The following is a 21,492-nucleotide window of genomic DNA, read 5'->3' as shown; positions in this document are numbered from 1 at the left end:
CGGAGAGATTCGATTCCCAAGAGACAAGAGTCGGATTTTATGGTAGGAGTTGGGCCGGGAATTAACTCCCACAAGCCCACCTCCACCACCCAATCAGGGTGGGGGCCGAGTCCGGACACACGAGACATAATATGCATTCGCTCCAGTCCAATTCGTTTCTAGGAACAGACTATTTACAGTCCGGAACTTTCAAACAACAGGAATTGTTTCGTGATTTAGAAGAATGGAAAATTCTAAAATCATTACATGGTTTTAAACCAACATTGGCTGGCACCATCCCACTAGACATCGATACAGAGACGAGTGATGTGGATATCCTTGTAAAATTCAACGTCCCGGCCCATTTACAAAAGATTTGTTATGCCAAGTTCCGCAATTTGCCAAATTATACATTCTCAGAAAAGACAATGGACTTTCGTTTAACTCTCGTTTGTCGATTTGAAACAAAAAAATTTCAATATGAAATCTTTGGACAATCACTGGAGCCAACAGAACAGTATGGTTGGATTCATATGATGGTAGAAAATCGGTTTTTAAAATTGGCAGATCCCTCGTTTCGGGAAGAGATTCGCAATCTCAAACGACAAGGGATAAAAACAGAACCTGCTTTTTGTAAAGTTTTGGATTTGAAAGGGGATCCTTACAAAACAATGATCCAATGGAATCAAAAAACAGAGGATCAATTTCGAGAACTACTCATACAAAAAGGATTTCAAATCAATCCGAATTGACGAAAGGTCAAATTGATTCTTGGTCGTTTGACTTTCATTGCTTTGGGAAGAGAGTGTAACCAATGCCTTTGGATCACATCTTTCATCAAAAGCAAACTCCCGTGTTCCAATTGCAATTCCACCTGATCACCTGTTTTTTTATGTTTATAACGAAAGATTCTTTCTGCACCAAAACTCACAGAAGCAATCGTGGAATTGGGACGTAAGGAAGTTTCATCATCACTATGCCAAGCCATCCCTTCGCTGCCATCATGGTATAAATTCAACAAACAAGAATTAAAAACTTCTTTGGAAGTCAGTTCCACTTTTGTTTTTAATTTCAAAAGGAGGGGTGACCAAGGAAGGGCTGTTTTTGTAGTTCCCGAATATCGATAAGAAAAACCTTTTTCCGCATACCAGGCCACATTTCGTTTGGTGGTGATGTGTTTTCCGTAAACGATAGCTTCATCCGGCCTCCATTCAATCTCCTCCATTAAGGAATCAAAGATCCGATAGGATTCTTCTGCCTGGAGAAAATGGGGGATGTACAACAAAATCCCGTCGTAGGGTAATAGATTTTCCCATTCAGACTTTTGAAATAAGTGCATGGATTTCGAATTCAACCGCCTGAAAAAAGTAAGTCACTGTAATTTTTCACCCACTGTCCAAAGAAATCCAATGAAATTCCATACCGACTGTCCCTATCGTCTAAAATTTTAGTTGGATTCCCTTCCAGACCAAAGAATCTATACGATAGTATGACCCCAACTCGCACGATTCAATCTTTCATCGACGCAAAAAAGGAAAACCGTTCCCCTTCGGCAGAAGTTTGGAACTCTTTGAAAGGATTCCGGAAGTGGGATGAACCGGAACTCATTGGTCTTCGCAATGCATCTGGTTACTATCCTGATATTTATTTTGAAGCCGGTATGGATGAAACCATAACCAAACTACTTGCAAAATTCCAAGAGAGAGTGGTCCCCCATAAATTTTAATGAATCCCATTACCCCTAAAGTTTTATACCAAGAAGCCAATCCATATGGTTCTTTTACTGCATTTTTAGAAGATGATGGAAGAACCATTTACCTTTACTTACAATCACATAACAACCCTGAGTGGCCCATGAAAACACTTTGGGTGCGTAACTTAATTGATGCTCCCGATGCACGAGTAGAAGAAGATTTTGATGCGGGTCTTGCACCCGTGCTTACCAAATCCGAAATTACGGAACCAAAAGCACAAAGTTCACTTAAAGAAGACCAAATCCACTTCATTTGGTCAGAAGAAGGAGATGCAGTAGGTGCTTCTTCTTTTGCAAATTTAGCATACCCATGAATGCCTTTGATCCCTGACCAAGAAGGAAGATACGCTTGTAGTTCTTCCTCTACAAATAATGCTACTGCATCTCCTTCTTCTGACCAAATGAAGTGGATTTGGTCTTCTTTAAGTGAACTTTGTGCTTTTGGTTCCGTAATTTCGGATTTGGTAAGCACGGGTGCAAGACCCGCATCAAAATCTTCTTCTACTCGTGCATCGGGAGCATCAATTAAGTTACGCACCCAAAGTGTTTTCATGGGCCACTCAGGGTTGTTATGTGATTGTAAGTAAAGGTAAATGGTTCTTCCATCATCTTCTAAAAATGCAGTAAAAGAACCATATGGATTGGCTTCTTGGTATAAAACTTTAGGGGTAATGGGATTCATTAAAATTTATGGGGGACCACTCTCTCTTGGAATTTTGCAAGTAGTTTGGTTATGGTTTCATCCATACCGGCTTCAAAATAAATATCAGGATAGTAACCAGATGCATTGCGAAGACCAATGAGTTCCGGTTCATCCCACTTCCGGAATCCTTTCAAAGAGTTCCAAACTTCTGCCGAAGGGGAACGGTTTTCCTTTTTTGCGTCGATGAAAGATTGAATCGTGCGAGTTGGGGTCATACTATCGTATAGATTCTTTGGTCTGGAAGGGAATCCAACTAAAATTTTAGACGATAGGGACAGTCGGTATGGAATTTCATTGGATTTCTTTGGACAGTGGGTGAAAAATTACAGTGACTTACTTTTTTCAGGCGGTTGAATTCGAAATCCATGCACTTATTTCAAAAGTCTGAATGGGAAAATCTATTACCCTACGACGGGATTTTGTTGTACATCCCCCATTTTCTCCAGGCAGAAGAATCCTATCGGATCTTTGATTCCTTAATGGAGGAGATTGAATGGAGGCCGGATGAAGCTATCGTTTACGGAAAACACATCACCACCAAACGAAATGTGGCCTGGTATGCGGAAAAAGGTTTTTCTTATCGATATTCGGGAACTACAAAAACAGCCCTTCCTTGGTCACCCCTCCTTTTGAAATTAAAAACAAAAGTGGAACTGACTTCCAAAGAAGTTTTTAATTCTTGTTTGTTGAATTTATACCATGATGGCAGCGAAGGGATGGCTTGGCATAGTGATGATGAAACTTCCTTACGTCCCAATTCCACGATTGCTTCTGTGAGTTTTGGTGCAGAAAGAATCTTTCGTTATAAACATAAAAAAACAGGTGATCAGGTGGAATTGCAATTGGAACACGGGAGTTTGCTTTTGATGAAAGATGTGATCCAAAGGCATTGGTTACACTCTCTTCCCAAAGCAATGAAAGTCAAACGACCAAGAATCAATTTGACCTTTCGTCAATTCGGATTGATTTGAAATCCTTTTTGTATGAGTAGTTCTCGAAATTGATCCTCTGTTTTTTGATTCCATTGGATCATTGTTTTGTAAGGATCCCCTTTCAAATCCAAAACTTTACAAAAAGCAGGTTCTGTTTTTATCCCTTGTCGTTTGAGATTGCGAATCTCTTCCCGAAACGAGGGATCTGCCAATTTTAAAAACCGATTTTCTACCATCATATGAATCCAACCATACTGTTCTGTTGGCTCCAGTGATTGTCCAAAGATTTCATATTGAAATTTTTTTGTTTCAAATCGACAAACGAGAGTTAAACGAAAGTCCATTGTCTTTTCTGAGAATGTATAATTTGGCAAATTGCGGAACTTGGCATAACAAATCTTTTGTAAATGGGCCGGGACGTTGAATTTTACAAGGATATCCACATCACTCGTCTCTGTATCGATGTCTAGTGGGATGGTGCCAGCCAATGTTGGTTTAAAACCATGTAATGATTTTAGAATTTTCCATTCTTCTAAATCACGAAACAATTCCTGTTGTTTGAAAGTTCCGGACTGTAAATAGTCTGTTCCTAGAAACGAATTGGACTGGAGCGAATGCATATTATGTCTCGTGTGTCCGGACTCGGCCCCCACCCTGATTGGGTGGTGGAGGTGGGCTTGTGGGAGTTAATTCCCGGCCCAACTCCTACCATAAAATCCGACTCTTGTCTCTTGGGAATCGAATCTCTCCGAAAATTCTAAAGAAAACTTCGCAGTTTCACCAAAATCCAAACCACGGTTTCTGTGATACGACGAGCGGGATTATAATAACCCCGCACTTTCCATTTGATTCACATGATCAATAAACGTATCTTTTAACGGGCGATAGGTTAGACCTAAATCCGTTTTACTATACTCATGGTTTAAATTTAAAGGTTGGCCAATATTATTTTTTGTATAACCCCAAGACAAACCAAAGAAAGGTCCAATCACATACACAAGTGCCTTAGGAAGATTGCCAGTAGGAACAGAATATTTGTTTCCAAAATTTTCTTTAATGATTTTCGCAACACCTAACATCGGAATGACTTCCGCTGAAGTGATATGTCTTCCTTTTGCATTCGGGGTCAAACCCGCTAAGATATGAGCTTTTGCCACATCTCTCACATCAACAAATCCCATCTTTGTATCGGGAACACCGGTGCGAAACACTCCCTTCAACATATTTTTCATAAACTCAACACTAGTTCCATCGAGTCGTTTGGAAAGGGATGGTCCCATCACAAAAGAAGGGTTGATCACAACTAAATCCCAACGTGATTGGCTTTTTTGAATTTCCCAAGCTTCTTTTTCAGCCAAAGTTTTTGAGTAAGCATAAGGTTGGTGTTTCAAGTTACTGGTTGTATTCCAATGTTCTTCCGTAAATGTATGATTTGGAACTTGTAACGAATCAATATTATCGCCAAGAATGGCGGCCACACTCGATGTTAACACAACACGTTTCACAGAAGAAACACGATTGCAGGTTAGCAAAACATTTTTTGTTCCTTGTAAGGCGGGATCCACCAGTTGTTTTTGTGCATCTTTGATTCCTGCCACAAAAAATGGAGAGGCTGTGTGAATCACAAGTTCTGCCCCTGCAATGGGCGCATCAAAACTTCCTTCCGACAAAAGATCGGCTTCAAATAACGTTAGTTTGTCTTTGAATTTATCTTTTAGTTCCAATAGATGGGAAATTTTTTTGGTGTCTTTTAGACTCCGCACAGTGGTTCGCACTGACTTCCCATCTTCTAACAAATATTTGACGATCCAGGAAGCAATGTATCCTGATCCTCCCGTCACAACAATAGGTAATTCTGAATTGATAGATTTCATATTGAATCTTAGACTAAGTTCCACCCTCTGGTGCAAACAAATCCCTCGGAATCTCTAAAACAAAAATCAAGATCCCGCATCATTCCAACTCAAACAAAATTAGATGTTGTTCTTTTTTTGGGCGAGACCCGATGGGCCCGGGCTTTTCCGGAGTCCGCGTTCGCTCCCGTCTCTGGATGCGCACGTTGTGCACAGCCCAGAGACCAAGTCCTCCAAATCCCTCTCGCAAAGAGGACTCAAATTTGTAAAGGACAGAAAGGGTTTGCCATTAGAATTTCTCTCTGTAATTTTTGTCCGTTATGCCAACCAAAACAAGTTACACCAAGAAACCCAAAATTCTGTCCTTTTTCCTATACTTGTCACTCATCCTTTTTTGTTCTCATTGTGCCCTTCGTCCTTCCGGAACTTTAAGCCAATACGATTCTTATTTCCCACATGAAAGTAAAGTAAACCCGATTCCGAAGGGAAAGGTACGAGCCACTTTTCTCGGAACCGCATCCATATTGTTAGATGATGGAGAAACACAAATTTTAACCGATGGATTTTTTTCCAGACCATCTTTATGGAAAACTGCTTTTTCCAAAATAGAATCCGATCCATCGACGGTTCAATCCGTAATCGAAAAGGCTAAAATCGAAAGACTTCAGGCCATTTTTGTCTGCCATTCCCATTACGATCATGTCATGGACTCACCACTTGTCGCCAAACAAACAAAGGCGAAGTTGTATGGTTCTTCTTCCACTCTCAATGTGGGACTTGGTGCCGGGCTTGGCTTGGAACAAATGCAAAAGTTTTTACCTGGAAAACCAGTTACGATCGGAAAGTTTACCGTCACAGTTTTGGAATCCAAACACACACCACCCTTTCGAATTCTCGGAAAAACAAATGCTACCGATCCGAACCATCCTAACATTGAATCGCCGCTGAAATCACCAGTCAAAGCAACTGACTATATCGAAGGAGGAACCTTTGATTTTTTAATCCAACATGGGAAAAATAAAATTCTCATCAAAAGTAGTACGAACTTCGTAGATGGAGCTTTTACTAATATCAAAGCAGATGTTTTGTTTTTGGGAATTGCGCAACTTTCTTTGCAACCCATTCCTTTTCAGGAAGAGTTTTACAAACAAACTGTACAAACTCTAAAACCGAAACTATTAATCCCCATCCATTGGGACAATTTTTTCAAACCGCTTTCCGAACCTTTGGAGCCAAACCTTCGACTCGGAGATGATTTCGATGCCAATATAAAATACATTTTGAAACGCTCCCAAGAGGAAAAATTGGAAGTCCAGTTATTACAAGGATTCGAAACCATCGATTTATTTTAGAGAACCAACCAATAATAGATCTAGGATTTCTCGGGCCACCCGAGTCGTAGGGTTATGGGTTTGGAAGTTGATTTGATTTTACCGATGGAGATTTCTACTTTTTAACTTAGGTTAAAATATATACACTGATTCGGCACCTCTATTAGAGAAGGTCCTCGCCAGCTTTGGTGGGGACAAATTCGAAATAGAAGTGAGTGTTTTCCCATGTCGAATCGTACTCAGAACCAAAACCTATCCTTTTTTCGTTTAGAAAAAATGATAAAAACCAATTCGATCCAGCTTTCCAATAAACGCTGGAGTCTCTTGTCGCTAGTGATTTTGATTCTAGGATTGGTGTTTTTACAATCACCTATCTTTGGTAAGTCCAAACCCAAAGTTCTCATTGCGATGAGTGCTGCGAATACTCTTTTGTTAGATGGAAATCGCCAACATCCCACCGGTGTATTTGTGAATGAGCTTTATCACCCAGTGATTGCTTTGGATCGCTCTGGTTTTGATTTGGTCTTTGCCACACCAGAAGGCAAAAAAGCCACACTGGATCCAGAAAGTTTAAAAGATAAGTATTGGAATTCTAAAGAAGAAAAAGAAGAAGCCGTCCGTTTCTTGAATTCCCATCCTTCCTTTCAAAAACCAATCCCATTAGAATCTATAGCTAAAGACCACCAAATCTATATAAGTTTACTTGTTCCTGGTGGGCAGGGGTTGATGAGTGATTTGTTGTATGATAAAAACATTCCTGTTTTACTTGCCTCGTTTCAAAACCAAGGAAAAACCATTGGGCTTGTTTGTCATGCGCCAGCACTACTCACCACACTTCCTTCCGGAACCAACGGAGAAGGATTTTTATTCCAAGGGTATCAAGGGAATTCGGTTACCAAAACAGAAGAGTGGTTTATTGAAACCTTTGTGATGAAAGGCAGTCCCAAAGTCAGAAAAATTTCTGATCTATTAAAAGAACGAGGAATGAAATATGAATCTTCTTTTTTTCCAGCAAGTGGGTATGCCATTCGGGATCGAAATTTAGTCACATCCCAAAATCCATTTTCTGGAAATGAGTTCACTAAACTATATTTAGGTGCTATTAACGATTATCTTCAAAAACCCGCTTTTTGATCCGACTGAGTGCAACGTTGGTTATTCCCAAATAGGCTGCTTGGTCGATTTGGGAAATTCGATCCAGAACGGGATGGTATTCCTTAATAAACTTTCGGTATCTTTTTTCAGGTTCTAAGAGTAAAAAGTCGGCCACTCGTTCTTCTTTTTTCAAATACAAATGAGAAAGAAATTGGATGAGGAAGTCTTTGTATTGGCTTTCCGTCTCCATTTTTGTTTTGAACTCATTTGCGGTGAGGACAAACACTTCACTTGGTTCTAAAGCCAAGATGGAATAGGTGCTTGTTTGTTGGTTTAGAATGCTCGGCAAACTTCCTAATAGGCCACCTTCAAAGATAAAAGATTTGATCCATTCCTTTTTACCCAGTTTGTAAACTAGTTTGAATCCTCCAGATTCAACCATACCAACGCTAAATAGAGGTAGTCCTTGTTTCGCAAAAATTTCTTTTTTCTTTAATTTGATCTTTTTGCCATGAGTTTGGAAAAGTTGGCGAATCCCTTGGGGATCAAGATATACGGGTTTGGGAACTTTCATTAAATGGGTACTCAATGTATCTTAATGTTTGTGACTTTGTCTATCGATTCTTTGTTCCTTTGTTTTGTAAAACAAAGACTTACAAACTGGGATAACTTGTCAAAAAGGTAGGGAAAAATCTTTCGTATTTTGATTGCTATGCGAAGGGAAAGAAAAAACGAATCTTTGGGTAGGATTTAGACCAGGTCAATTTTTTACTTGTCTAAGTCGAAAGAGTTCCGGATTCTTTGTATCTGCCGAGGTAAAATCTTTTGAAAAAAATAACCCTAACTCTTTTGGCTTTTGTAATCTTATTTTGCAAAAATAGTTCGATTGAAAATTCCATTGTCATTGAACGAATCCAAGCAGCATCCTCTGCTGATGGAACAAGTCCCATTAATGTATTTAAGCCCGGCAAATATTGGAAACCGGAAACTAGTTTGGATGGGATTACCATTTTTTTCTCCAATGGAGCAAAATGGAACCAAACAGGAAAAACGGATGGGCGTGCTTTTTTTACTGAGATTTCTATCGAGTGCCAAGAGAAAAAAGGATATGTTGCTTTTTATAAAGATGGAAGTTATGCGACAAACTTTGACTGCACGAAAGAAACTCCTCAAAAGATTAGATCCAATGGTGTTCATGTTGTCTACTTGTTGCCAGACTCAGGTAACGGGATCAAAACCGTTTCTTTTTTTCAAAATGGAAAAAAATTGGATGTAGTTTACCCTGAACCTATTTTAGGCGAAGTCACTGCCAGCAGCACGCTTCCGAATTACCCCGCATATAGTTTGTTTGATGGAAGTATTGATTTTGCTTGGGTGGAAGGAGCTAAGGCCAATGGAGAAGGGGAATCTTTCCAAATTGAATTAGAAGACAGCATTGATTTATCAGGTTTTGAAATATTTAACGGATATCAAAGGTTAGATGCTTTATTTTATAAAAATGGTTCGGTGACGGAGTTACTTGTATCCAATGAATCCGACTCTTTTCCCATCAAAATTGCAGACAAACAAGGTGGACAAAGAATATTTTTCCCAAAAACTCTATCAGGAAAAAAGTTTACATTCACCATCCAAAAAGTTCGACCAGGAAAAACTTGGAAAGACACAGTGATTGCTGAGATGATCTTACTGGGAGAAAAAGGAAAACGATTTACCGTTGTCGACAAAAATGCCGATGAATTCAAACAGTCAGTCCTTTCCAAAACAAAAAACACCATTCTTTCTAACGTAGTCAACAAAGCAGTATTCGGTGATGTTTCGGAAGGTAGATTGGATTATGTATTTCGTTCCAATGGTTCCTTCGTCATTTGGAAGGATGATGTATCCGAAAAACGAGTTTTAGATGGAAACTGGGTTTTGTTAGAAGCATCCTCCACGGAAGCCAAAATTAAAATTTTTGGCAGGGATCACAAAGTTGTCACACAAAGTTTAGATTCGAATAGTCCTTATGCAGAAACAACCAATGCAGAATCCACTCTGATTTTTGGTGATACACTGACGGTTAAAAAATCTGCCAACGGATTGCAGATGATCGGCAAAAAAGTCCAAATCTCCCACTGATCCCTTTGTTTGGAAAGGATATCTATTGGTATGGTGTCCAAGCAATTTCCCTACTCGAAACGGGGAAATTGCACTCGCCAGACCATTCTCCTGTTTTTCATATCGCAGCCCTATTTCTAAAGATTTTTGGAATTCAAGACCAATCTTTATTTCTATTCCAAATTCTAACTTCCGTTTGGTTGTTAATCTCTGTGATTCTTGCTCGTTGGATTCTATCCCATAGGGAGTTTAAATTCGCATTTGTATTTCCCAGTTTTGTTATTTTACTACTTGGATTTTTGTATCCAAAACAAAGTTGGGCTTTGGGATTTTTGGTTCTTAGCATTGCCTTTTATTTTTCCTCTTCTTTATCCTCATCAGCAGCACCATCATCATCTTTTTGGATGCATCGAATTCGTTGGGGAGCCGCAGGACTTTTGTTTTTATTGGCACTTTGGTTTCATCCTATGGTTGGGGTATTCGGTATCGGACTTTGGGTTCTCTATCAAATTCCTACAAAATTTTATCCTGTGATTTTTCTCCTCTCCCTTCTGTTTCCCTTTTTCCTTCCCCAGGATCCAAATGGAAGGTTTTATAGTGATACCGAAATATTCCCACTAACAGCCGCTTATGGAATTGCTGGTTTTGGGATTCTTTGGGACTGGGGGTATTTAGTATTTGGAAAGAGTGAGGAAAGGTTCCTCAAAATTCGTAAGGCCATTGCTTTCTTTGGTTTTCTGTTACTCTTGCCTATCTTCCATTTTGCGGACATCCAATACCGTATTCTTTTAAGTTTGATTTTTGTGATTCCCGTTTTTGTGACATGGAACCGAGTGCAAATTTTGATTGGGACTGTTAGTATCAGTCTTTGGGTTTTTACAGTGTACACAAGTCCTCATCTATTTCGATATCCCTATGATCTGATGTGGATTCCGGGAGAGTCCATGGCTTCTGTCCCTAACAATGGTTTACTTGTGGCCCACCACGGTTTTTGTGAATATTACCATTTCCAATTTCGTAAAGATTGTCTTTCCTTCGAACCGGATGCAAAAGCAATTTCTGAATTACCTAAAGGCACCGAAATCTATCGTGCCGTGTATGGAATTCGGTATGAGAATTTGTTAGCCAGTAAAGATGAAAAGAATAGGCCTATATTTTCTTTTGTCCAACCTTTAGGAGAATACCAACTTGTTTTAGAAGAAGATTGGAAACGATACCGTTTCTGGTTAGAAAAACGAAATTCGAAACTCCTCTCTGTGGCTAAGTCTTGGAAAAATCCGTACCGGGAACGTCCTCAATTTATGAAGAGAAAACAAAATTATGGGATTTAGTTTCAAAAAAAAATCCATCCCGGGTATGCATCAAAAGATCCATAGGGGAAACCTTCGGTTGTTTCTTGGGAAAATCTATTTCCAATGGAAACGTTACTTAGTTTGGTTTCTGGAACGAAAATCCTTTGCCACCACAAGAGTATCCTTGGATGCGTTGGCTCATAACTTTCCCGTTTCTATTTTCAAACATAGTTCACCCATCTATCGTAAACTTAAAGATGTACCCATGTATCTCCAAGAGAACAAAAAGGTAAATTTGGAAATCGCTATCTCAAAGTTAGATGGAATTGTTCTCCAACCAAACCAAGTATTTTCGTTTTGGTATCTTGTCGGAAAACCAACGAAACGCAAAGGGTATTTGCCTGGGATGCAACTTCGCAATGGAAGTTTTATCGAACGCACAGGAGGTGGGCTTTGCCAAATGGCCAATCTCATCTATTGGATGACCCTCCACAGTCCTTTGGATGTGAAAGAAAGGTGGCGGCATAGTTTTGATATCTTTCCTGATTCCGCAAGAACTCTCCCTTTTGGATCGGGTGCCACCTTGTCCTACAATTACATTGACTTACAGATTAAAAACACAACCAAACAACCATTTGTTTTGCATCTTTGGATCGAAGATGGATTACTCAAAGGGGAATGGCGCTCCGATGTGGAAATTCCTTTTATCTACCAAGTGTATGAATCCTATCATGGATTTCATGCAGAACCTTGGGGAGGATATACGAGAAGGAATACCATTCGCAGAAAAAAGATATTAAAAACCACAAAGGAAATTCTGGAGGATCAACTGGTGACAGAGAATGTCGCTTGGATGATGTACGAACCACTTCTCGAATCGGGATCAGGTTCTGCCAATTTCTAACGAGATCTAAATTCATTTAAAAATTGTTATGTGAAAATTGAAAAAATAGATCTGAATCTGAAACTGGGAAAAAGTATGAAGAAACTATTTACAATGGCAATTTTGTTCGGAATTCCTTTTGCCTCTTTGGTCGCACAAAACCAGGAAAACAAACTCAATGTTTTGGACCTTCCGGCTTATGAACAATCCGTAAAAAAAATACCCAGTAAAGAACTCATTAACTTAGAAAAACAAATTCCTGGTATTGTTTTGGATATCAAATATGCCACTCCCAACAATTTTACCAAACAAGTGATCTACAAGGAAGCCAAAGCATTTGCGAGAAAACCAGTGGCAGAAGCTTTAGGAGAGACACAAAAAGAGTTTTTAAAACTTGGATACACAATCAAAATCTTTGATGCCTACAGGCCTTATGCAGCGACGGTTAAATTTTTTGAAATCATTGGAGATACAAGGTATGTGGCCTCTCCCAAGACGGGATCTAGGCATAACAAAGGTTGTGCGATTGACTTAACTCTTGTGGATTTAAAAACCAAAAAAGAACTTATGATGCCAACGGAATATGATTCCTTTCGGAAAGAGGCATGGGCGGAGGCAGAAGTGTCTGACCCCGAGATTCTAAAAAACCGAACCACTTTGGTGCAAGTGCTTACAAAGAATGGATTTCGGGTCAACAAAACCGAATGGTGGCATTTCGATTTTTTGGGTTGCTCTGGATTTGAAGTTTTGGACATTCCTTTTGAGGAATTGGAGTGAAGTAGAAGTTTATACTTCTACCCAGATAACATCCGTTTTAGGATCTGGTGTTGGGATTCCATCTTCTTCGTAACCTTGTAGATGGAGCTGGATGGCTTCTTGGATAAAGGTTTCTATTCCCGCGCCAGCGATAGAAGCGGAAATCCTTCGTAAAAATATATGGATATTGATCGAGCCACCAACCTACCGAAGGATTGGAGCGGATAGCGCGGTCGTTACTGAATTAAATGTTTGGTGGTGATGGGATTCGAGGCGCCCCACTTAAATGGAGACAACTACTGAATTGTTTTGGAAATGAGATAGATTAGATATCGAGTTAAATTTGTAATATTCGTATAGAATTCGTTATGTGATGATTAACTTTTGATATCAAAGGAAATTCTTCAAACAAGGAAGAAAGAATCGGTAATCCTTTTTTCCTATTTGTATCAATTTCATTGTGTTGCTTTCCTGCACCCATTGGATTTGGCCAAAAAACCAACCCAATTTGGTTGTGAGTTTTTTAATATTAGTAAAATCTAATATAATGTGTTGAAAGCTCGTTGTCATCATAGGGTTTCTAACGAAATGAAATCGTTTATTGGTTAAAACCACAAGCCATTTGCCGGCGCTGTATTTTTCATTGGATCCTTCGAGGAGTCCCATACAATAACCTTGGATGATTTCATCATCTTGGATTAGTTCGTGAAGGATTTTGAATTCAGGAACGTAAAGAAATAAAATATCAATGTTTATGTTCGGATGATTGGAAAGTAAGGTTTTGATTTGCGAAACGATAGTTTCTTGGGATAGCATAGTTTGTTCCTTGTTTTGTGGATTTCTCCCTTCAAATGATGGAACGATCTCATTTAAAGGGAGAGGGTCTAAAATTTATACTGCGTTGACTACTAAATCTCCACCGGCTTTGACTTCACCAGCTTCGTTTTTAGCTTCTACAAGAACAGTTACCGTTTTTTTCCCATCTTTTTCGAATTTCTTTTTGATGGTTCCAACGATGGTTAGTTTTTCGCCAAGTTTTGTCATGGCTTTGAAAGTCACACCAAAGTATGCGATGTCTTTTTGGTCTGCATAAGAAGTACAAAGTCTTCCTACTTGTGCCATAACATACATACCATGAGAGATGGTTCCTTCGAGTCCTGCTTTTCTTGCGAAATCAGGATCGTTGTGGATGGGGTTAAAATCTCCAGATGCTCCCGCATAACGAACTAAATTTGCATGTTCGATGACAGGGATGTCTAGGGAAGGAAGAGTCTGACCAACTTCTACTTTATCAAATTCGATTTTTGCCATGGTTAGCCTCCTGTATTAATCCTTACGAATGAAGATCGCCATCTCAGCAGAGAGGATGGGATCATTTTTTTCATCATAGATGGTTGTTCTGAAAGTTACGATTTCTGCTCTTCCCGATTTTACATCAGCGATTTCGGACTGTGCGTACACTTTGCCCGGGTACAGAATTTTGTGATACGTATACTCTTCTTTTAAGTGAAGGATTTTGGAAAGGTCGATACCGAGTTCCGCCATATCGTTCCAAATCTTTGGGTATCCCCAGAACATAATGACTGTAGGGAAAGTGGGAGGAGCAGGGACATCAGAGTATCCTGCTTTCTTTGCTTCTTCTGCGTCAAAATAGATTGGGTTTTTTTCGTTGATGGCGAGGCAGAATTCTTTGATCTTTCCTCGTTCCACTGTGAAATCAAAACGATCTAGTTTTTTTCCAACTATATCTTTGGTTATTGCCATTGGCATTTATCTCCTTAGTGTTTATCGATCCAAGAAACTAACTCTTTAAAGACGACAGCTCTGTCTTTGGGAAGTTCGTTCATGGTTTCGTGGTACAATCCGTCAAAAATTTTCATTGTTTTGTCTTTGGAATTTACCTTCTCGAAGGCATCCAAAGTTCCTTGGACTAGAGCGATTTGGTCTTCCTTTCCATGGAACATATAAATTGGTACATTGATTTTTGTAGCCGATTCTAATGCGAGGGCATAACAATTCAGTAGATAATCCCCCAAGTAGGCCCCAACGTTTCCATGCACTAACGGGTCTTTAACGTAGGCTTCCACAACTGATTTGTCATGGGAAATCATATTGACATCAAGACCTGTGGGAACCGTAAGTGTGGGAACAAATTTTGCTAACAAACCACCAGCACCTTTTTTGATATCCATAACAAGGTCGGTTTTGACTTTAATGGGAAGGGCACTACAGATGTACGCATCCAAATCGTTTTGATAATTGTCTGTCGCCGTATAAAGAAAGGTAACAGCAGCGCCCATCGAGTGACCAAGTAAGGTAACTTTACTGACACCTTCGTTCCGTTTGGCGATATCGATGAGTTCTTTTAGGTCAGCAAAAAAATCGGAGAAGTGAGTGATGACACCACGACGTCCGTCGGATTTACCGTGACCTCTGGCATCGATGAGGTAAATGGCATAATTACGTTCTGCCAATGCTTCCAACAAAAAGTTGTAACGGCCTCCGTGTTCCCCAATTCCGTGGTGGACAACAAGTACACGTTTGACTCCGGACTTTGGACGATAGATTTGGTAATAAATCGATCCGCCGTCTTTGTTTTGAAAGGTAGACTCCTCACGGGAGTAGGCTTGTTCCCAATTACTCATAGATGTCAACGATGGACGATGGAAACCTAAAAAGAAACAACTTTTCCTGTTCTTAGGAAACCTGTTTTCCAAACTGGTTCCAAATGCGAGCGACTGTTCCTTTCGCCCTTACGATCTGTTTTTGTCTCCTTAGCTGTTTGAACAAATCGGAAAGACGTTTCCCCGTGGATTTGGTTTTGGAGTTACGAAATGCCAAAGCAAAAATGGCAATATCGAAAGACCTTTTGCCCTACCATTGGAAAAAAAATCCCGGCCGCCAAAGCCGCTTGCCACTTTCACGCAAATGGGAAAATACACAAGTTACCTTCAATACAGATAAAGAAATTTTTTTAAACCATTCTCTGGATTCTCTTTTTTTCCCACCCGGCCAGGAGTATGAATTCAAAATTCCAGCAGGTCAGTATGAGTTTTCTACTCTTGTGGGATTGTTAGGTGGGACGGAGTTTCAATCCCAAGTTTCGGGAAGTTTTAAAATCTATTCTGGGGATAGGAAACTCGGGGAATGGAACCTAACCGGATCTGTGAAAGAAAGGTGGACTCCGAAAAAAGAAGTTTTGGAGATTGGGGAATCTGGATCCCTTCGGCTAGTTTGGGAAAGCGGGGATAGTTATCTTTTTGTCGGTGAACCTTTGTTATATCCAAAGGAAGTATTGGCATCGTTTGCGGATTCCGGGAAACCAAAATCAGTGATTCTCATTGTGATTGATTCTGCCAGAAAAGATTTTTTTGGTTCTTACGGGTATCCGTACTCTGTGACTCCAGTGATGGACCAGTTGGCGAAGGAATCGGTTTTCTTTGAAAATCCCTTTGCCAATGGAAATTGGACCAAACCATCCATGATGTCTTTTTTTCATTCGGAATATTCGTCTAACATCGGTTTGGGGAATTCTTGGTTTTCCACAAAACCTTACCAAAGAAAAGTCTATTATGGAAAAAATAGAGACAACTTAGCCAAAACATTTCGGGAAGCCGGTTACTTTTCCAAAACGATTATGAATAATGTTTTCTTTTTGGATTATACAACCGTTGGTTTGGATTTAGGGTTTCATAATTCTTTCCAAGTGGGAATGGACATTGTGGATACAGAAGTTCTCACAAACCACGCGATTCAATTTGTAAACGAATCCAAAGACAAACCTTATTTTTTGCATTTTAATTTGAATACCCCACATGCTTCCTACTCACCGCCCCCAGAGGATATGGCAGTGGTTCGTTCCGTGGTTCCGACCGATGTTTTTTATAAGTATGAATCTCCCGTGCAGCGTTACTTAGGTGAGATGCATTATACAGATCGAGAGATTGGGAGACTTGTGGAAGCTCTCAAAAAACAAGGAACCTATGACGAAACCATGATCATTGTGACAGGTGACCACGGCGAACTTTTTAGTGCCCACCATGATTACAGTTATCATTTCATTATGCAAACTCGGTTTGGTCATGGGGAAACTCATTATGATGAAGAAATCGCTGTTCCATACTTTATCAAACTTCCTAAGTCCATCCAAGATAGTTTGGGCTCTGATTTGGCTAAAAACGGCAATGGGGGACAGATTCGAATTCCTGGTCAATCTTCTTTGTTGTCTCTGGCACCGACCCTACTCGGGTTTCTCGATTTATTACCGAAAGGATCCACCTATCGGGGTGTTGATTATTCTGCTTGCATTCGCACAACAGGTGTTTGCCTCAAAGAAAGTTTTATTTATACGGAAGGAAGGATGTCGGAATCGGTTCGGACAGAAAATTACAAATACATTCGTAGGTATCCAGGTTTTACGACAGTTAGGCGAACTTCTGCGGGAGAACCCCATACGATGGCCGAAGAATTGTATGATCTCAAAAAAGACTCAGAGGAAAAAAATAATCTAAGTCCATTGCCGGAAGGCGAATCTCTATTACAAATCGCAAGGGCCGACTTCCGTCGGGAGAATTTTTTGAAACGCAACCATTTGCGCATTTTGATTCCCCCTTGTTCGGAACCACTTTGTCGTGACTTTCTTTCTTTAAATGTCCAAGGATCAATTTATGATTGGGAGGTTTCGGATGCGATCCAACTCAGTTCCGGTTCTGCAAAAACAATCTCTTTGCAAAAGGAATCAAAAGCGACACCAACTTCTCGTTTGGGTGAGGAAGTTGTATTTAAAACCGTCAATCCGGAACTCGGAGCTATGTTTAGTTTTTCAAGGAATGGAAAAACGATTCCTGTTCGCTTTGGTCGGTATGGTTTGGAATACCAAAGATCTATGAATCACTTGGAAGACTTAATTGTTTCGGAAAGACAACCGGAAGGATTCCCATCATCTCCTTTGCCTTGGGTGTATAACGATGGAGCTTTCAGTGGAACCAAAGAATCGGAAGTACAACGTGAGATGGGTAAAGAAGTGAAAAAAATATTAGAAACCTGGGGATACATCCACGAATAATTGCTCGTATTCGCAATGGGGTTCGTCTTATCTTAACAAGACAATTGTATGAAAGATTCTTTTATTCCGCCTCGTTTTGAGTTTCCCATTGCCTTGGGATTGGACTTTGGTTTTCCCATTCTCACGAAACTGCTTTTCAATATCGATGGAGTTGAGATCTCGAAAGAAGATGAACTTCGTTTAAAAGAAATCAAAAACAAAAGGGTCATGTATTTATCCAACCAACCGAGTGAATTGGAACCCGTCATTGCTTATCATATTGCCAGTAAAATCGGAACACGGTTTCATTTTATGACCTCACGTAGCATTTTTAATTGGGGATTTGGTTTGGTGGGTGAGGTGATCAAACGAGTTGGGGCTTTCTCTGTGATCTCTGGAAGTTTGAACCGAAGTGCCATTCGAACCGCCAAACAGATATTATCTCTTAGTGATGGAAAACTGGTGATGTATCCAGAAGGGATGATGTCTGGAGAAAATGATAATTTAGTTTCGTTTATGCCTGGTGTGGCGCAAGTTTCCTTTTGGGGACTCGAAGCGGCTTTTGAAAAAGAACCCAATGCAGAACTTTGGATCCAACCAAGTTTCGTGAAATATAAAATTTCTGGAACACGAGATTCGATCCTTTCCGACATTGAATCCTCTCTCTCCCGGATTGAACGAAAATTGAAACTTTATCCAGGTGGACGAACACTGCTACGAAGATTTTTAACTGTCGGTCGAGTGATGCTGGAAGAAACCGAATTTGAATTAGGAATCCCCAAATCAGAAACGAATGGAAAAGATTTTGATTACCGTTTGGGAAGGGCAAGGCATACAGCTCTCAACTTAGCAGCTTCCATTCTGAATGTGAAGTTTCATGAATCCGACAATGCCATCCAAAAACTCCGACTTCTTTTTATGGCCTTGGATAGTTTGGAAGCTGGTGCTCCTCTTTCCACTACACCCAAAAATCTGACAGACCAAAATATCCGCAGAGCCAAACAACTTGTGGACACAGCTTATGCTTTTATCATAACCAAACCGAAAAACCTAATCCAATGGCCGTCTGCGGAGCGTTTGATGGAGTGGATTTGTAGTTTTGAAAAACATATTTTTGGTAAAACTGAAGCAAGGGCGAGGAAAGCCCATGTGGTTGTGGCTCCTGCCTTTTCCGTCGCCCCATTTTATCAAACCTATAAAACCAATAAAAAGGATGGGATCCAAAGTTTACTCATGGAGATTCGCAAAGAAATGGAAGCTCTTTTGGAGCGTGCGAAAAAAGAAAGTGAACCTATAGTTCCTCCATATTCTGTGGGACTGGATTTACAGATTGGTTAATGATTAATCCAAAACTAAGGTAATTTCCACCCGACGATTTTTATGTCGGTTCTCTTCGTTATCGTTCGAAACAATGGGAACATCGTCGGCATATCCTTTAAAGGATATATGTTTTTCATCCATTTTGTAATTATCAACTAATGAATGTAAAACGGACTTAGCCCTGTCTTCAGAAAGTTTTTGATTGTATTCTTTTTTTCCAATATTGTCTGTATGACCAGAGACTCGAATTTCGCGATCCGGATATTTTTTTAGGATTTCAGCAATTTTTCCCACTGCGTTTTCGGCATCGGGTTTCAGTTTGCTATCGTTAAAATCAAACAAAATGGAATCTAAAGAGAAAACGATTCCGTCTTCCGATGTTCGCACTGTTACTGGGAGTTTTTCGGGAACAGAATTTTTATCTGGAATCGGAACCTCTCCTGTATCCGGGATTCGTCCTAAATTTTCACCAGCCGGTTCTTTTCCTTTGATCGGGTCTTTTTTTAGATCACCTAACTTAGTTCGATTGGTATCTCCCGAATACCCAACAATTAAATCTTCTAGGATATCTTCACGGATGGATTCTTTGTCTTTGGCATTGACTTGGTTGCGAAGGAAGTAAATTCCTTTGATATGGAAATTGGCTTCTTGTACGGTTCCATTCGGATAGATAAAGGTATAAGATAGTTTGACTTCTTTGAACTCAGGAACTCCTTTGGCGGCGTTAAAAAAAACGGTGCCGGAAGCAAACCCAAAGATCTTATAAGGTACATTAGGTACCATCTTTTCCCCTTCTGGTTTGGTATAAAAAATGGGATAGGTATAGGTGATCTTCTCACAATTCCCTTGATAATTTCCTTCGGACCAAGGAGCAACACCTTGAAAGGTATATTCGGGAACTACTTTGACACGAATGCGTTCTGCACTAAAATCAAAGGACTCTTCTGCTGGCAATTTCCATACATCGGAAACAGAAACTGCTTCTTCTGGAAAACTCGGAAAACTGCGAAGGTTAGGCATTATGAATTCATTGGGAACTTCATAGCGACCGTTGCGAAAGAGTGTAAAATCAGAAACAAATTCTTTGTCCTTCCAAAAAGGGCCTGATGTTTTTCCATACCGAAGATAAGTATCAAAGAAAGCATTCACCAAACAAGACTCAGATGAACATTTTTTTGGTTTCATCACCACTCGGTTTTTATCTTCTCTTTCTACTGTTTTGGCACCGACCCGAAAGTATACGTCATGGTATTCATTCAGTTCTAAAACTTGATTTTCCTTCCATTTCCATTGGAAGGTGGTTTTTCCCGACGGGACAGGAGTCGAGCCTACCAGGGGAAGAATTATTACAAAACAAAATAATAACAATCGGCAGAGAGTCTTCACATAGCAAAGATCGGGGATTTTTTTGAAAAACTGATAGGGGAAATGGAAAAAACTAGCGGTTTTTACGATTGACGAAGGATGGATTTTTGGCTTTACCTGAAATACCATGAAAAACCTTTCTCTGCTTTTTTACATTTTGATTACAATCAACTTTGTCGCTTGTAAGGACAAACAAACCCTGAAAGTGGCAGGTTCCGAAACCATGAACAGTATGATGCGGTATTTGGGTTCTGAATACGAAAAAGTAAATTCCAATGCTCGTGTAACAGTGGAAGGTGGTGGTTCCGAATCAGGAATTGACCGATTGCGAAAAGGCGAAATTGATATGGCAGTTTCTTCGCGTGACCTAAACCAAGCAGAATTTGATGACCTCCGCAAAACAGGTAACTTAGAAAAAGTAAGATTGGCTTATGACGGTGTCGCTCTCGTTGTGAATCCAAAGAACCCAGTTGCCAAACTCAATTTGGTTCAAACCTCTGAAATCTTCTCTGGAAAAATTAAAAACTGGAAGGAAGTAGGTGGGGCCGATGCTCCCATTTCCATTGTCATTCGTAATGATAAATCAGGAACACAAGACTACTTCCAAAACCACATTCTCAAAAGAAAGGATTTGGGTTTGAATGAATTTAATGAGTATAAGAGTAATGTTTTTTCGAAAGATGCCAAAATCGTAAAAGACAATAAAGAAATGTCAAAATACATTCAAGAAAACCCAAATAGCATTGGTTATATGGGAATGGGTTCTGCTCTTGTTGAAAACAAAGACAAACTCAAAGCTCTGGATTATGCCAAAACAAATAAAGATCCGTATGTTTCTCCTTCCGTAAGGAATGTGTACGATAGAAAGTATCGACTCGCAAGAGAACTCTTTATCATTTATAAAACCGACCAAGGTGATAAAATTGATGCTTTTGTTACCTTTCTTACCAGCGAACAAGGACAGGTGGCAGTGTTACAATCAGGTTATTTGAGAGCATCACTTCCAGAAGTGGAAGTTTCTGCGGAACCTGTGAAATAATTAGATCTACAATTTGATTTGCCACTCACGAAGTTTTTTGGACTTCCGTC

The 21,492-nt window shown here is 39.8% G+C and carries 22 protein-coding genes and 1 pseudogene; 12 read left to right on the top strand and 11 right to left on the bottom strand.

Annotated elements, in window-relative coordinates:
* Window positions 1-131 precede the first annotated feature (131 nt).
* A complete protein-coding gene (locus tag JWG41_RS19255; protein ID WP_205271412.1) occupies window positions 132-731 on the top strand; it encodes a DUF4269 domain-containing protein in 600 nt (199 codons plus the stop codon).
* Here the strand turns inward: JWG41_RS19255 and JWG41_RS19250 are convergent.
* Window positions 713-1,318 (bottom strand): alpha-ketoglutarate-dependent dioxygenase AlkB family protein, encoded by a 606-nt coding sequence (locus JWG41_RS19250; protein ID WP_205271413.1) that lies wholly within the window; start codon window positions 1,316-1,318, stop codon window positions 713-715. The genes JWG41_RS19255 and JWG41_RS19250 overlap by 19 nt on opposite strands.
* 150 nt (window positions 1,319-1,468) lie before the next feature.
* Between JWG41_RS19250 and JWG41_RS19245 the strand changes: the two genes are divergently transcribed.
* Entirely contained in the window at window positions 1,469-1,705 is a 237-nt protein-coding gene (locus JWG41_RS19245; RefSeq protein ID WP_205271414.1) for a hypothetical protein, read from the top strand.
* A gap of 292 nt (window positions 1,706-1,997) precedes the next feature.
* On the opposite strand, the pseudogene JWG41_RS19240 reads toward JWG41_RS19245, so the two are convergent.
* Window positions 1,998-2,414: pseudogene (locus JWG41_RS19240) on the bottom strand (suppressor of fused domain protein); the annotation flags it as partial.
* Window positions 2,414-2,650, bottom strand: coding sequence for a hypothetical protein (locus tag JWG41_RS19235; RefSeq protein ID WP_205271414.1), 237 nt, complete (start codon window positions 2,648-2,650; stop codon window positions 2,414-2,416). The gene JWG41_RS19235 and the pseudogene JWG41_RS19240, both read right to left, overlap by 1 nt.
* Before the next feature lie 150 nt (window positions 2,651-2,800).
* On the opposite strand from JWG41_RS19235, the gene JWG41_RS19230 reads away from it, so the two are divergent.
* Complete coding sequence (locus JWG41_RS19230) at window positions 2,801-3,406, top strand: alpha-ketoglutarate-dependent dioxygenase AlkB family protein (RefSeq protein ID WP_205271413.1); 606 nt, start codon at window positions 2,801-2,803, stop codon at window positions 3,404-3,406.
* Here the strand turns inward: JWG41_RS19230 and JWG41_RS19225 are convergent.
* Window positions 3,388-3,987 (bottom strand): DUF4269 domain-containing protein, encoded by a 600-nt coding sequence (locus tag JWG41_RS19225; RefSeq protein WP_205271412.1) that lies wholly within the window; start codon window positions 3,985-3,987, stop codon window positions 3,388-3,390. The two genes, JWG41_RS19230 and JWG41_RS19225, sit on opposite strands and share 19 nt — an antisense overlap.
* A gap of 201 nt (window positions 3,988-4,188) precedes the next feature.
* A complete protein-coding gene (locus JWG41_RS19220; protein WP_205271411.1) occupies window positions 4,189-5,241 on the bottom strand; it encodes an NAD-dependent epimerase/dehydratase family protein in 1,053 nt (350 codons plus the stop codon).
* 299 nt (window positions 5,242-5,540) lie between these two features.
* On the opposite strand from JWG41_RS19220, the gene JWG41_RS19215 reads away from it, so the two are divergent.
* Window positions 5,541-6,572, top strand: coding sequence for an MBL fold metallo-hydrolase (locus tag JWG41_RS19215; protein WP_205271410.1), 1,032 nt, complete (start codon window positions 5,541-5,543; stop codon window positions 6,570-6,572).
* Between the two features lie 312 nt (window positions 6,573-6,884).
* On the top strand, window positions 6,885-7,685 hold the full coding sequence (locus JWG41_RS19210; protein WP_332461317.1) for a type 1 glutamine amidotransferase domain-containing protein: 801 nt from the start codon (window positions 6,885-6,887) through the stop codon (window positions 7,683-7,685).
* On the opposite strand, the gene JWG41_RS19205 is transcribed toward JWG41_RS19210, so the two are convergent.
* Window positions 7,654-8,220 (bottom strand): Crp/Fnr family transcriptional regulator, encoded by a 567-nt coding sequence (locus tag JWG41_RS19205; RefSeq protein WP_205271409.1) that lies wholly within the window; start codon window positions 8,218-8,220, stop codon window positions 7,654-7,656. The two genes, JWG41_RS19210 and JWG41_RS19205, sit on opposite strands and share 32 nt — an antisense overlap.
* A gap of 251 nt (window positions 8,221-8,471) precedes the next feature.
* On the opposite strand from JWG41_RS19205, the gene JWG41_RS19200 reads away from it, so the two are divergent.
* From JWG41_RS19200 to JWG41_RS19185, 4 genes are all read left to right on the top strand, one after another.
* The gene (locus tag JWG41_RS19200; protein WP_205271408.1) at window positions 8,472-9,764 is read left to right on the top strand and encodes a discoidin domain-containing protein; all 1,293 of its coding nucleotides are present in this window, start codon (window positions 8,472-8,474) and stop codon (window positions 9,762-9,764) included.
* Window positions 9,765-9,769: 5 nt separating this feature from the next.
* Complete coding sequence (locus JWG41_RS19195; protein ID WP_205271407.1) at window positions 9,770-11,074, top strand: hypothetical protein; 1,305 nt, start codon at window positions 9,770-9,772, stop codon at window positions 11,072-11,074.
* Window positions 11,064-11,939, top strand: coding sequence for a VanW family protein (locus JWG41_RS19190; protein ID WP_205271406.1), 876 nt, complete (start codon window positions 11,064-11,066; stop codon window positions 11,937-11,939). Before JWG41_RS19195 ends, JWG41_RS19190 begins: the two co-directional genes overlap by 11 nt.
* A 75-nt stretch (window positions 11,940-12,014) precedes the next feature.
* Window positions 12,015-12,695 (top strand): M15 family metallopeptidase, encoded by a 681-nt coding sequence (locus JWG41_RS19185; RefSeq protein ID WP_205271405.1) that lies wholly within the window; start codon window positions 12,015-12,017, stop codon window positions 12,693-12,695.
* A gap of 369 nt (window positions 12,696-13,064) precedes the next feature.
* Here the strand turns inward: JWG41_RS19185 and JWG41_RS19180 are convergent, their stop codons facing one another.
* The 4 genes from JWG41_RS19180 to JWG41_RS19165 all read right to left on the bottom strand — a co-directional run bounded on the left by JWG41_RS19180 (window position 13,065) and on the right by JWG41_RS19165 (window position 15,319).
* Window positions 13,065-13,490 (bottom strand): PH domain-containing protein, encoded by a 426-nt coding sequence (locus JWG41_RS19180; protein ID WP_205271404.1) that lies wholly within the window; start codon window positions 13,488-13,490, stop codon window positions 13,065-13,067.
* 75 nt (window positions 13,491-13,565) lie between these two features.
* Window positions 13,566-13,985, bottom strand: a complete 420-nt coding sequence (locus tag JWG41_RS19175; RefSeq protein WP_205271403.1) for a MaoC/PaaZ C-terminal domain-containing protein — start codon at window positions 13,983-13,985, stop codon at window positions 13,566-13,568.
* Window positions 13,986-14,000: 15 nt separating this feature from the next.
* Window positions 14,001-14,438 carry an FAS1-like dehydratase domain-containing protein gene (locus JWG41_RS19170; RefSeq protein ID WP_205271402.1) on the bottom strand — a complete coding sequence of 146 codons (438 nt, stop codon included), beginning with the start codon at window positions 14,436-14,438 and terminating at the stop codon, window positions 14,001-14,003.
* A 14-nt stretch (window positions 14,439-14,452) separates the two neighbouring features.
* Window positions 14,453-15,319 carry an alpha/beta hydrolase gene (locus tag JWG41_RS19165; RefSeq protein ID WP_205271401.1) on the bottom strand — a complete coding sequence of 289 codons (867 nt, stop codon included), beginning with the start codon at window positions 15,317-15,319 and terminating at the stop codon, window positions 14,453-14,455.
* A gap of 203 nt (window positions 15,320-15,522) precedes the next feature.
* Here JWG41_RS19165 and JWG41_RS19160 point away from each other — a divergent pair, with 203 nt between their 5' ends.
* The gene (locus JWG41_RS19160) at window positions 15,523-17,739 is read left to right on the top strand and encodes a sulfatase (RefSeq protein WP_232374124.1); all 2,217 of its coding nucleotides are present in this window, start codon (window positions 15,523-15,525) and stop codon (window positions 17,737-17,739) included.
* A gap of 48 nt (window positions 17,740-17,787) precedes the next feature.
* Window positions 17,788-19,056, top strand: coding sequence for a lysophospholipid acyltransferase family protein (locus JWG41_RS19155; RefSeq protein ID WP_205271399.1), 1,269 nt, complete (start codon window positions 17,788-17,790; stop codon window positions 19,054-19,056).
* 3 nt (window positions 19,057-19,059) lie between these two features.
* On the opposite strand, the gene JWG41_RS19150 is transcribed toward JWG41_RS19155, so the two are convergent.
* Entirely contained in the window at window positions 19,060-20,532 is a 1,473-nt protein-coding gene (locus JWG41_RS19150; RefSeq protein WP_205271398.1) for an OmpA family protein, read from the bottom strand.
* On the opposite strand from JWG41_RS19150, the gene JWG41_RS19145 reads away from it, so the two are divergent.
* A complete protein-coding gene (locus JWG41_RS19145) occupies window positions 20,531-21,442 on the top strand; it encodes a phosphate ABC transporter substrate-binding protein (RefSeq protein ID WP_205271397.1) in 912 nt (303 codons plus the stop codon). The genes JWG41_RS19150 and JWG41_RS19145 overlap by 2 nt on opposite strands.
* The last annotated feature ends 50 nt before the right edge of the window (window positions 21,443-21,492 follow it).

The organism is Leptospira chreensis, assembly GCF_016919165.1.
Lineage (GTDB): Bacteria > Spirochaetota > Leptospiria > Leptospirales > Leptospiraceae > Leptospira_A > Leptospira_A chreensis.
Note: the sequence above shows the minus strand (reverse complement) of the source record. Positions and strands in the feature narration are given on the sequence as shown.